The organism is Pseudomonas sp. IB20 (assembly GCF_009707325.1).
Classification (GTDB): domain Bacteria; phylum Pseudomonadota; class Gammaproteobacteria; order Pseudomonadales; family Pseudomonadaceae; genus Aquipseudomonas.
Map to the genome: position 1 here is coordinate 1,422,803 of NZ_CP046103.1, position 12,384 is coordinate 1,435,186.

General features: G+C 60.3%; 10 protein-coding genes. 2 read left to right on the forward strand and 8 right to left on the reverse strand.

The genetic code is table 11. The annotated features are described in order from the left end of the window. Nucleotides 1–63: 63 nt before the first annotated feature. The 3 genes from adeC to GJU48_RS06525 are packed head-to-tail and all read right to left on the reverse strand — an operon-like array spanning nucleotide 64 to nucleotide 5,837. A complete protein-coding gene (gene adeC, locus GJU48_RS06515; RefSeq protein ID WP_094951578.1) occupies nucleotides 64–1,521 on the reverse strand; it encodes an AdeC/AdeK/OprM family multidrug efflux complex outer membrane factor in 1,458 nt (485 codons plus the stop codon). Further along, a complete protein-coding gene (locus tag GJU48_RS06520) occupies nucleotides 1,518–4,679 on the reverse strand; it encodes an efflux RND transporter permease subunit (RefSeq protein WP_094951579.1) in 3,162 nt (1,053 codons plus the stop codon). Before GJU48_RS06520 ends, adeC begins: the two co-directional genes overlap by 4 nt. A 3-nt stretch (nucleotides 4,680–4,682) precedes the next feature. Then, entirely contained in the window at nucleotides 4,683–5,837 is a 1,155-nt protein-coding gene (locus GJU48_RS06525; protein WP_094951580.1) for an efflux RND transporter periplasmic adaptor subunit, read from the reverse strand. 286 nt (nucleotides 5,838–6,123) lie between these two features. Here GJU48_RS06525 and GJU48_RS06530 point away from each other — a divergent pair, with 286 nt between their 5' ends. Further along, entirely contained in the window at nucleotides 6,124–6,756 is a 633-nt protein-coding gene (locus GJU48_RS06530) for a TetR family transcriptional regulator (RefSeq protein ID WP_094951581.1), read from the forward strand. A 370-nt stretch (nucleotides 6,757–7,126) separates the two neighbouring features. On the opposite strand, the gene GJU48_RS06535 is transcribed toward GJU48_RS06530, so the two are convergent. From GJU48_RS06535 to GJU48_RS06545, 3 genes are read right to left on the reverse strand one after another with little or no spacing between them, the layout of a single operon-like run. Next, the gene (locus GJU48_RS06535; RefSeq protein WP_094951582.1) at nucleotides 7,127–8,182 is read right to left on the reverse strand and encodes an alkene reductase; all 1,056 of its coding nucleotides are present in this window, start codon (nucleotides 8,180–8,182) and stop codon (nucleotides 7,127–7,129) included. A 31-nt stretch (nucleotides 8,183–8,213) separates the two neighbouring features. Then, a complete protein-coding gene (locus GJU48_RS06540) occupies nucleotides 8,214–9,380 on the reverse strand; it encodes an MFS transporter (RefSeq protein ID WP_094951583.1) in 1,167 nt (388 codons plus the stop codon). 10 nt (nucleotides 9,381–9,390) lie between these two features. Then, a complete protein-coding gene (locus GJU48_RS06545) occupies nucleotides 9,391–9,720 on the reverse strand; it encodes an ArsR/SmtB family transcription factor (RefSeq protein WP_094951584.1) in 330 nt (109 codons plus the stop codon). A 155-nt stretch (nucleotides 9,721–9,875) separates the two neighbouring features. Between GJU48_RS06545 and GJU48_RS06550 the strand changes: the two genes are divergently transcribed. Continuing rightward, entirely contained in the window at nucleotides 9,876–10,460 is a 585-nt protein-coding gene (locus GJU48_RS06550) for an acyl carrier protein phosphodiesterase (protein ID WP_094951585.1), read from the forward strand. Nucleotides 10,461–10,557: 97 nt separating this feature from the next. On the opposite strand, the gene GJU48_RS06555 is transcribed toward GJU48_RS06550, so the two are convergent. Beyond that, nucleotides 10,558–11,349: a lysophospholipid acyltransferase family protein gene (locus GJU48_RS06555; RefSeq protein WP_094950001.1), complete on the reverse strand. Its 792-nt coding sequence runs from the start codon at nucleotides 11,347–11,349 to the stop codon at nucleotides 10,558–10,560. Next, a complete protein-coding gene (olsB, locus tag GJU48_RS06560; RefSeq protein WP_003172415.1) occupies nucleotides 11,349–12,104 on the reverse strand; it encodes an L-ornithine N(alpha)-acyltransferase in 756 nt (251 codons plus the stop codon). The genes GJU48_RS06555 and olsB overlap by 1 nt, the downstream gene beginning before the upstream one ends. Nucleotides 12,105–12,384 lie beyond the last annotated feature (280 nt).

Below are 12,384 nucleotides of genomic sequence, written 5' to 3' on the forward strand. Positions count from 1 at the left end.
AAAAAGCCGAGACATAAAAAAACCGCTTCCTGTGAGGGAAGCGGTTTTTTTACGACAGCACGATCAGAACAACTTCAGTGCCGGTGCTTCTTCTTTCAACGGCTCGTTCTTCGCGGTCTGCTCATTCCAGCCACCGCCGAGGGCCTTGTACAGGTTGACCTCGCTGTTGAGCTGCGCCAGGCGGTCGGTGATCAGCGATTGCTGGGCACTGAACAGCTGGCGTTGGGCGTCGAGGAACGTCAGGTTGCTGTCGACACCAATGCGGTAGCGACGCTCAGCCAGGCGGTAGTAATCCTGGTTGGCCGCGACGAAGCCACGTTGGGCATCCAACTGCTGCTTGTAGGTCTCACGCGCGGCGAGGCCGTCGGAAACTTCCTGGAAGCCGGTCTGGATCGCCTTCTCGTAGGTCGCCACGTTGATCTCTTTCTGAATCTTCGAGTAGTCCAGGCTTGCGCGCAGGCTACCGGCGTTGAAGATCGGGATGTTGATCTGCGGGGCAAACGACCAGGTGCCCGAGCCGCCTTTGAACAGGCCGCCCAGGGTCGGGCTGGCAGTACCGGCACTGGCGGTCAGGCTGATGCTTGGGAAGAACGCTGCACGTGCCGCGCCGATATTGGCGTTGGCGGCCTTAAGGTTGTACTCGGCCTGCACAATGTCGGGACGACGTTGCAGCAGGTCCGATGGCAACCCGGCTGGCACTTCGCTGAGCAGGTTATCCGACAGCGGCTTGCTGGCGATATTCGCCGGCAGGCCGGTGCCCAGCAGCAGGGTCAGGTTGTTTTCGTCCTGGGCCACCTGGCGGGTGTAGCGCGCCAGTGCAACCCGGGCGTTTTCCACTGAGGTACGCGCCTGGCTGAGGTCGAGGGCCGAGGCCACGCCGACTTCGTTGCTGCGCGAGGTCAGTTTGTAGCTTTGTTCGAACGCGCCCAGGGTGTCTTGGGTCAGCTTGAGCAGCTCCTTGTCGGCCTGCCAGGTCAGGTAGGCGTTGGCCACACTGGCCACCAAACTGATCTGGGTGCTGCGTCGCGCTTCTTCAGTGGCGAAGTACTTTTGCAGTGCTTCTTCACTCAGGCTGCGCACGCGGCCGAACAGGTCCAGCTCATACGAGCTGATTCCCAGGCCAGCCGAGTACTGGCTGGCGATGGTCGCCTCGCCAGACTGCGACAGTTTGGCCGGGGTGCGCGAACGGCTGCCGCTGCCCGTGGCCGAGATGGCCGGGAACAGGTCGGCACGCTGGATCTGGTACTGCGCCGCGTAGGCGTCGATGTTCAGGGCCGCGACACGCAGGTCACGGTTGTTCACCAACGCGGTCTGGATCAGCTGTTGCAGGGCAGGGTCATGGAAAAACTGCTTCCAGCCCTGCTCGGCAGCGGCCTGGCCCGGCGCCTGGGCCGACGAATACGCCGGCCCTTGCGGGAACTGGGCAGCCACCGGTGCTTCAGGGCGCTGATAGTCAGGTATCAGCGAGCAGCCACTGAGCACGAATGCCGTGACGGCTAGGGAAAGTAGCGACTTGCTCATTGGCCAGCCTCTTTAGGAGTTTCAGGAGTAACTTTCTTTTTACGCTCGCCAGCAGCCGATACGGTTGCGAAGAACAGTGGCACCCAGAAGATCGCCAGGACGGTGGCGGTGATCATACCGCCAATTACGCCGGTACCGATCGCGTGCTGGCTGCCTGAACCTGCACCGGTGGAGATCGCCAGTGGCAATACGCCGAGGACGAACGCCATGGAGGTCATGATGATCGGTCGCAGACGCATGCGGGACGCTTCAATGGCTGCCTCGACGATGCCCTTGCCTTGTTCGTGCAGCTCTTTGGCAAACTCCACGATCAGGATGGCGTTCTTCGCGGCCAGGCCCACCGTTACCAACAGGCCCACTTGGAAGAACACGTCGTTGGACAACCCGCGCATGCTGGTTGCAATCAACGCACCCACAACCCCTAGCGGCACTACCAGGATGACGGCGATCGGGATCGACCAGCTTTCGTACAGTGCTGCGAGGCAAAGGAACACCACCAGCAGCGACAAGGCGTACAGCGCAGGTGCCTGGGAGCCGGACAGACGTTCTTCATACGACAAACCCGTCCATGCATAGCCAACACCCGCCGGCAATTGCTTGGCAATACGCTCGACTTCGGCCATGGCGTCACCGGTACTGTAGCCCGGAGCCGGCGTACCAAGGACTTCCATCGCCGCTACACCGTTGTAGCGCGAGAGTTTCGGCGAACCGAAGATCCACTTGCCCGAAGCGATGGAGGACAACGGCACCATCTTCCCGGAGTCGCTGCGCACGTACCATTTTTCCAAGTCTTCAGGGGACATGCGGCTGGCGGCGTCACCTTGCACGTACACCTTCTTCACACGACCGCGGTCGATGAAGTCGTTGACGTAGCTGCCACCCAAGGCAATCGCCAGGGTCTGGTTGATATTCGACAGGGTGATGCCTTGGGCGCTGGCCTTCTCGTCGTCGACGGTAAGCTCGTACTGCGGCTCATCGTTCACGCCGTTGGGGCGCACACCTGCCAGAATCTTGCTTTGTGCTGCCATACCGAGGAACTGGTTACGCGCCGCCATCAATTTGTCATGGCCAACACCGCCCTGGTCTTGCAGGAACACGTCGAAGCCGGTGGCGTTACCCAGTTCCAGTACAGACGGCGGAACGATGGCAAATACCATGGCGTCCTTGAAGGTCTGCATGAAGTAGCCCTGGGCGCGCTTGGCGATCTCGAACACCGAGTTGGAGGCGTCACGCTCGCCCCACGGCTTGAGCATCACAAATGCCAGGCCGGAGCTTTGGCCACGACCGGCGAAGTTGAAGCCGTTTACGGTAAACACCGATTTCACGCCTTTGCCTTCGCCTGGCTCGCCTTCTTTGTCGTTGAGCAGGTACGCACGCATATCGTCGATGACTTTCTGCGTACGTTCAGCCGTAGAACCGACCGGCGTCTGCACCTGGGCAAAGATTACGCCCTGGTCTTCATCGGGCAGGAACGCAGCAGGGATGCGCATGAACAGCCAGATCATGCCGACGATGATCAGCGCGTACACCAGGAACGCCGGGATCTTATGCTTGATCATGTTACCCACGCCGCGCTCGTAGCTCAGTACGCCACGGTCGAAGGTGCGGTTGAACCAGCCAAAGAAACCACGCTTGGGTTGGCCGTGTGTTTCCGGGTCGATCGGCTTGAGCATGGTGGCGCACAAGGCCGGGGTGAAGATCAGGGCAACCAGTACCGACAACGCCATGGCCGAAACGATGGTGATGGAGAACTGTTTGTAGATCACACCGGTAGAGCCGCCAAAGAACGCCATCGGCAACAGTACCGCCGACAGAACCAGGGCAATACCCACCAGGGCGCCTTGGATCTGGCCCATGGATTTGACCGTCGCCTCCTTGGGCGACAAGTGTTCCTCGGCCATCACCCGCTCGACGTTTTCCACCACGACGATGGCGTCATCCACCAGCAAGCCGATGGCCAGGATCATGCCGAACATGGTCAGGGTGTTGATGGTGAAACCGAACGCGGCCAGGATCCCGAAGGTGCCCAACAGCACCACCGGTACGGTCATGGTCGTGATGATGGTGGCGCGGAAGTTCTGCAGGAACAGGAACATCACCAGGAACACCAGCACGATCGCTTCGACCAGGGTGTCGACTACACCAGAGATCGACTCGGTCACAACCGGGGTGGTGTCATACGGCACCACCGCCTTCATGCCTGGCGGGAAGAACGGTTCAAGCGACGCTACGGTGGCGCGGATGGCCTTGCCGGTGTCCAAGGCGTTGGCGCCCGAGGCCAGCTTGATCGCCATACCGGAAGCCGGCTTGCCGTTGAACTGCGCAGCGATGCTGTAGTTCTGACCACCGAGTTCAATACGCGCGACATCCTTCAGGCGTACCTGTGAGCCGTCGGTATTGACTTTCATCAGGATATTGCCGAACTGCTCCGCAGTCTGCAGGCGGGTCTTGCCAATGATGGTCGCGTTCAACTGAGTGCCGGGCAGGGCTGGCAGGCCGCCCAGTTGGCCGGTAGCCACCTGCACGTTCTGCGCCGAGATCGCCGTGCTGACATCCACCGGCGTGAGCTGGTAGTTGTTCAGCTTGGCCGGGTCCAGCCAGATACGCATGGCGTACTGCGAACCGAACACCTGGAAGTCACCCACACCCGCGGTCCGCGAAATCGGATCCTGGATGTTCGACACGATGTAGTTGGACAAGTCGTCCTTGGTCATGCTGCCGTCTTCCGACACCAGACCGATCACCATCAGGAAGTTCTTCACCGACTTGGTCACGCGGATACCCTGCTGCTGCACTTCTTGCGGCAGCAGTGGGGTCGCCAGGTTCAGCTTGTTCTGCACCTGAACCTGGGCGATATCCGGGTTGGTACCCTGGTTGAACGTCACGGTGATGGTCATGCTGCCGTCGGAGTTACTGTCCGAGGAAACATAACGCAGGTTGTCGATACCGTTGAGCTGTTGCTCGATCACCTGCACCACGGTGTCCTGCACGGTTTGTGCAGACGCGCCTGGGTAGGTCACCTGGATGTCGATGGCGGTCGGCGCGATGGCCGGGTATTGGTTGATGGGCAACTTCATGATCGAAAGTGCCCCGACCAGCATGATCACCAGGGCAATTACCCAGGCGAAAATGGGACGGTCGATAAAAAATTTCGACATGGGTTACTCCCCTTTGCCGGCAGCGGCAGCAGGAGCAGCAGCACTGCCAGCATCGGCAGGCTTGGCGTTGTCGGCCGGCTTGACCTTGACCTCGACGCCCGGCTTGACGTACTGCAAGCCTTCTGTGATCACACGGTCACCGGCGTTCAGGCCTTTTTCCACCAGCCAGTAGGCGCCGTAAGTGCGGTTGGCCACCAGTTCACGCTGCTCGACCTTGTTGTCGGCGTTGACGATCAGCGCCGTTGGAATGCCTCTCAGGTCACGGGTCACGCCTTGCTGCGGAGCCAGGATGGCCTTGCTGTTCACACCGGCTTGCAGTTGGGCGTGTACGAACATGCCTGGCAACAGTGTGTGCTCAGGGTTAGGGAACACGGCGCGCAGCGTCACGGAACCGGTGGTCTGGTCGACCGACACTTCCGAGAACTCCAGCTTGCCATCCAGACCGTAAGCGGTGCCGTCTTCCAGGGTCAGCTTGACCTTGGCAGCGTTGTCGCCGGCTTTTTCCAGCTGACCGCTTGCCAGGTCGCGGCGCAGTTTCAGCATTTCAGCCGAAGACTGCGTGAGGTCGACGTAGATCGGGTCCAGTTGCTGGATCACGGCCATGGCATCGGTCTGACCATTGCTGACCAGCGCGCCTTCGGTGACCGAAGAACGGCCAATCCGCCCGGAGATCGGCGCGAATACTTTGGTGTAACGCACGTTGATCTGGGCGGTTTGAACGTTGGCTTCGGCGGTCATGCGATTGGCGACGGCGGTGTCGTATTCCTGACGGCTGACGGCTTGCTCATCGACCAACTGCTTGTAGCGGTCGCTGATGGATTTGGTCTGGGTCAGGCTCGCTTGTGCGCTTTTCAGGGTGGCGTCATACACCGACGGGTCGATCTGGTAGAGCTGTTGCCCTTCCTTCACGTCGCCGCCTTCCTTGAACAGGCGCTTGAGAATGATGCCGTTGACCTGCGGCCGAACTTCCGCAATGCGATAGGCCGTGGTGCGGCCCGGCAGTTCGGAGGTCAGGGTAAAGGCTTGCGGTTGAATAGTGACCACGCCGACCTGAGGGGTTTGAGCGGGCGGAGCCGCTTCTTCCTTTTTACATCCGCTGAGCAGCGATGCCAGGGCGACGGCAGTGACCAGAGCGGTAACAGCTGGCTTAAGTTGCATGAAGATCCTCGGGTCAGGCGCGCAGAATGCGCACAAGAAGGGTGGAAGGGTAAAAATCAAGGTGTGAGTGGATAAGTAGCTTGCTACGCAATATACTTACGTTCATGGTTGTTTGTAAACTCTTGACAGGCTTCGCAGATTGTTGACAAAGCAGCTGCCAAAGCCTCGATTTTAGTACGTTCGGTGCCCATGACGGTGTCGTCCCACAATTATTCAGATGATCGTTACCGCCTATTAAAGCAGCGTTACCGAGCGTCCCAAGTATTCTGATTGAGGTTTTACTGCCATGGTTCGTCGCACCAAAGAGGAAGCTCAGGAAACGCGCAGCCAAATTCTTGCCGCCGCCGAACAGGCGTTTTATGAGCGCGGCGTCGCGCGGACCACGTTGGCGGACATTGCGGCGCTGGCGGGTGTGACGCGCGGTGCTATCTATTGGCATTTCAGCAATAAGTCCGATTTGCTGCAGGCACTGCTCGACACGCTGCACGAACCCCTGGATGAATTGGCCCGGGCCAGTGAAAGTGAGGAAGAAGCCGACCCGCTGGGCTGTATGCGCAAGCTGTTGATTCATCTTTATCATCAAGTGGCCCTGGACCCGAAAACCCGGCGCATCAACGAAATCCTGTTTCATAAGTGCGAGTTCACGGATGAAATGTGTGACATGCGGCGCCAACGTCAAACCCACAGCTTGGAATGCAACCTGCGTATCGGCCTGACCTTGCGCAACGCGGTCCATCGCGGGCAACTTCCGGAAAATCTGGACACTACGCGTGGCGCGGTGTGCATCCATGCCTTCATCCACGGCTTGATTGGCCAGTGGCTACTGGTACCCGACAGCTTCCAACTGCATCAGGATGCCGAACGCTGGGTTGATGCGGGGCTGGACATGCTGCGCTTGAGCCCCAGCCTACGCAATTAAGACAAAATGCGTAATTACATCCAAGTGTGTCAATAGTAAAGACCAGAGACAGTCAATCGTCCCTTCGCAGGATTTGTGGGGTGACTTTATATACGTGCACGCGGGCGGTTGATAGGTAGCCGACTAAGTATTTTGTAGCGATATTGTTGCAATGCTGTGAAGGAATGTTTCCCGACCTTTGTGCGATCGTTCCTATGCTCCGCGTGGGAATGCATCCTGTGACGCTCCAGAGCGGGCTTGCTCGCGAAAGTAGTGGATCAGTCAGCACATATTTAGCTGACAGACCGCATTCGATCTCTGGTGTATTCCAAAGCGCAGTAAAAAGCCCCGGTTCCTGCGAGCCGGGGCTTTTTCGTTTCAGCTTGTTGCTTTAGATCGCCAGCGTCGGGTAGTCGATGTAACCGACCGGACCCTTGGCGTAGAAGGTTTCCGGATGCGCTTCGTTCAGCGGCGCATCGGCTTTCAGACGCGCCGGCAGGTCCGGGTTGGCAATGAACGGTACGCCGAAGGCCACCGCATCGGCTTTGCCCGAGGCCAGCCAGGCGTTGGCGCTGTCCTTGGTGAAGCGTTCGTTGGCGATGTACGCGCCGCCGAAGGCTTTTTTCAGTTGTGGGCCAAGGCTGTCGCCGGCTTCTTTTTCACGCGAGCAGATGAACGCGATACCACGTTTGCCCAATTCGCGGGCAACGTAGGTGAAGGTCTCGGCCAAGTTATCGTCGCCCATGTCATGGGAGTCGGCGCGTGGTGCCAGGTGCACCCCCACACGGCCGGCGCCCCAGACTTCGATGGCCGCGTCGGTCACTTCCAGCAGCAGGCGGGCACGGTTTTCCAGGGAGCCGCCGTAGTTGTCGGTGCGCTGGTTGGTGCTGCTTTGCAGGAACTGATCGAGCAGGTAGCCGTTGGCACCGTGGAGTTCCACGCCGTCAAAACCGGCGGCCTTGGCGTTTTCGGCGCCGACGCGGTAAGCGTCAACGATGTCGGCGATTTCAGCGGTTTCCAAGGCGCGTGGGGTCGGGTAGTCCGCCAATGGACGCACCAGGCTCACGTGGCCTTTGGGCTGGATGGCGCTCGGTGCCACTGGGGTTTTGCCGTTCAGGTAGGACGCGTGGGAGATCCGGCCGACGTGCCACAGTTGCAGAACGATCTTGCCACCCGCGCCGTGCACGGCCTTGGTCACATTGGCCCAGCCGCGTACCTGGTCGTTGGACCAGATGCCCGGAGTGTCCGGGTAGCCTACGCCCAGCGGCGTCACGGAGGTGGCTTCGCTGAGGATCAGCCCGGCTGAGGCGCGCTGCACGTAGTACTCAGCCATCATCGCGTTGGGTACGCGACCTTCATCAGCGCGGCAGCGGGTCAGCGGCGCCATGATGATGCGGTTCGACAGTTCCAGGTCGCCCAGTTTGATTGGATCGAAAATAGTCGTCATGGGATAACACCCTTCTCTTTAAGTAAATTGCTCAGTGGGTCGCAGGGGCCAGGCCGGCATCGCCGCTCTGACGGAAAGTAATCAGGGTGACCAGCAGGGCCAGAATCGCCAGGGCCGCAGCCGCCAAAGGCACGCTGGTCAGGCCAAAGCCGTGGGCAATTACGCTGCCGCCGACCCAGGCGCCGAGGGCGTTGCCGATGTTGAAGGCGCCGATGTTCAGGGTCGACACCAGGTTCGGTGCGGCCTTGCCGAAGGTCACCACGTTGATTTGCAGCGCCGGTACGGCGGCGAACGACGCAGTGGCCCACAGGAACAGGGTGATTTCAGTTGGGATTACCGCGACGCTGGTCCAGGTCAGCACGGTGGAGACCACCGCCATGCTGATGAACACGCCTATCAAGGTGGCCGCCAGGCGTTTGTCCGCCAGCTTGCCGCCGATGATGTTGCCCACGGCCAGGCCCAGGCCGATCAGCAGCAGCGTCCAGGTCACGCCTTTGGGCGACACGCCGGTGACATCGCCGAGCAGTGGGGCGACATAGGTGAAGAGGGTAAACATGGAAGCGGCGAACAGTGCGGTCATGGTCAGCGACAGCCAGATGCCGGCGCCTTTGAGGGCGGCGAGTTCGGCGCGCATGTCGAGTTTTTCTTCGTCACGCTTGGCCGGCAGGAAGCGGATCAGGCCGATCAAGGCGATCACGCCAATCACGGTCACCGCCCAGAAGGTCGAGCGCCAGCCGGCCTCCTGGCCCAGCGCGGTACCCAGTGGCACGCCGAGCACGTTGGCCAGGGTCAAGCCGGTGAACATCAAGGCCACAGCCGAAGCACGCTTGTTGGCCGGTACCAGGTTGGCCGCAACCACCGAACCAATCCCAAAGAACGCGCCGTGACACAGCGCAGTGACTACACGGGCAACCATCAGCACGTTGTAGTCACTGGCCAGTGCGCAGAGCAGGTTGCCGACAATAAAGATGCCCATCAACGCTACCAGGGCGGCCTTGCGTGGCAGCTTGGCGGTGGCCAGTGCCATGAAGGGCGCGCCGATGGCCACGCCCAAGGCATAGCCGGTGACCAGCCAGCCAGCGCCGGGAATCGACACGCCCAAGTCCGCCGCCACATCGGGCAGCAAGCCCATGATGACGAACTCGGTGGTGCCGATGGCGAAGGCGCTCAGGGCCAGTATGAGTAGCGAGAGGGGCATTATCTTTCCTTTATAACAACGTTGCGCTGATATCAGCGCTGAGTTCGGTGGTGAGCGCCGCGAGGAAGGCTTGGATCACTTCGTCATTGCGTTTGAAAAAGTGCCATTGCCCGGCCTTTTGGCTGCTGATCAACCCGGCCCGTTGCAAGGTCGCCAGGTGGGCCGACACGGTCGACTGGGACAAGCCGCAGCGCTGGTCGATCTGCCCGGCGCAGATGCCGTATTCATGGTTGTGCACTTGCTCGGGGAACTGCACTTTCGGGTCTTTCAGCCAGGTGAGGATGTCTCGTCGTACTGGGTGCGCCAGGGCTTTTATTATTTCGTCGAGGTCGATGGGCATGGCAGGGTGCTCGGTTGCGTAAAACGTTATATCGCGATGAGGCGAACTTTAAATCGTTACATTCCGATACACCAATATGCTTTTGATCTTAGGACCGGCTATTTCGGTATATCGGGTTATAACGATACGTGGGTGGCAGTGCTAGACTGCTCGGCATGAATTATCTCGCACATCTGCACCTGGGCGGCCAACTTCCTGCACAACTGCTGGGCAGCCTCTATGGTGACTTCGTCAAAGGCCGCCTGCAGGGCCAGTTCAGCCCGCAAATCGAGTCGGCTATCCAACTGCATCGCTCCATCGACCGCTTCACCGACAGCCACCCGCTGGTTTGCGAGGCGTTGTCACGCTTCAGCCTGACCCGCAAGCGCTATGCCGGGATTGTCCTCGATGTGTTTTTCGACCACTGCCTGGCGCGGGATTGGGCGCTGTATGCCAACCAGCCCCTGGAACACTTTACTGCGCAGGTGTACCGCGTGCTGGCGGCCGAACCGCAGCTGCCTGGGCGGCTGGCGCAGATTGCACCGTATATGGCGGAGGATGACTGGCTGGGTTCGTACCGTGAGTTCGCGGTGATGGAGCAGGTGTTGCGCGGGATTTCGCGGCGCCTGACCCAGCCCGAGGAATTGAGGCATGCCATGCACGAGTTGCGGATTCTGTATGAGCCGCTGAGTGAAGACTTTCGGCTGTTCTATCCTGAGTTGCAGAAATTTGCACAATCCCACCTGACGGTTGAGATTTAAACCTGTGGGAGCTGGCTTGCCTGCGATAGCGGTCTGTCAGTCGATATTGGTGTACCAGCCATAGCAGGCAAGCCACCTCCCACATTTTAAAGTGTGTTCATGCTGCAAATGCAGGCCGAGCCGCCACTTGCTCCGTCTCCGGCAACGGCCCAAACAACGCCTTCTGCACCGCCTGCTGCGCCTGGAACGCCAGCGCCGCGCGTTCCAGCCCGGCACAGGCAATTGGCGTGAGCACATGGATTTCCACATCGCCCTGGTCATTGGCAAACAGGCGCATCAGGTGCGAGAGCAAATCATCGTCGCCAATAAACGGCGCCAGCGGGTCCACTTGCCCATCGCGTAGATAACGAATCGCCACCGGTTGCAGCGACACATCGGCATCAATCGCACTGGCCAGTAAACGCCCGTGAAAGGTGCGCAGACTGCGCCCGTCGGTGGTGGTGCCTTCGGGGAACATCAGCAGCGGGTGCTGGTGTTCCAGGTGGCGAGTCATCTGCTTGCGGATGAGCTGGCTGTCGCCCGAACCCCGGCGGATAAACAGGCTACCAGCCTTCGCTGCCAACCAACCCGCCACCGGCCAGGTGCGCACTTCGGCCTTGGACAAAAATGACAGCGGCGTGACCATGCCCAGCAACGGGATGTCGGTCCAGGACACGTGATTGCTCACCCACAGCATCGGCGTTTGCGGCAACTCACCGTGCACCGTTACGCGAAAGGGCAGGGCGTGGGTCAGCCGCGCCATGAAAAACCGCGACCAACGCTGGCGCCGTACCATCGAGTTGGCCACGCCCAAACGCTCGAACACACCAAACACACTGGCCATGCTCAAGCCCAGCGCCACCACCAGCAGCACGCGGGCAATGCGCCCGTACACGCGCAGGCGGCCCATCACATGGCCGCCTTGAAGTGGCGGGCGTAACGCGGGCACAGCTCGTCGCGCTTGAGCAGGATAAATACGTCGGCTACTTGGAAATCTTCATCCCAGCACGGCTCGCCGCAGATCTTCGCGCCCAGGCGCATATACGCCTTGAGCAGCGGCGGCATTTCCGCGATCACGTTGGACGGCAGATCCAGCGCCGGCAGCGGCTTTTTCGGCTCGGCGCGCAGGTGTTCGTTGCACAGGTAGCGTTCGCGCAGGCGCTGCATGATCGCGTGGGCTTGGATGCCGCCGTCGTGCATCGGGATGCTCGCGCAGCCCATCAAGTAGCTGTAGCCGCCTTGATTCAACACTTCGGCCAACTCGCCCCACAACACGGCGATGGTGCCGCCGTTGCGGTAGGCCGGGTCGACGCACGTGCGGCCGATCTCCAGGATCGGGCCTTGCAGATGCAGCAGGCCGTGCAGGCTGAATTCTTCTTCGCTGTAGAACCGGCCCAAGGTGCTGGCCGCCTGGTGGTCGAGCAAACGGGTGGTGGCGACCAGTCGACCGCTGTTCAAATCCCGCACGCCAATGTGGCTGCAGTGAACATCATAGTCATCCATGTCCAGACCCAGTTCCGCGCCTTTCAGCTTGGCGTTGAACTCGCCGCTGAACACGTTGAACCGCAGGGCCTGAGCTTCCTGCAGCGCCTGTGCGCCAACCAGGCGTTCGGCTTGCAGACGGCGTTCATTGCCGGTGTCGCTGATGCGGGCGATCTGAGTCATGGCGAATCTCCGAGTGCCGGCCACGTTTCGGCCGGTCGACTTGTTTGTCCAAACTCAGGCTATGTAGGCTCGGTGTCAGCGCCATGAAGTTACGGTGACGCTTAGATGACAGCCCCCGATGTAGCAAATCTGTCATGCGCCTCGGCTAGGCTCGCGGGCTTGAATGCCCCCTTGAGTTTGCGTCCATGGTCCGAGGCTTAACTCAGGCTATGTAGGCTCGGTGTCAGCGCCATGAAGTTACGGTGACGCTTAGATGACAGCCCCCGATGTAGCAAATCTG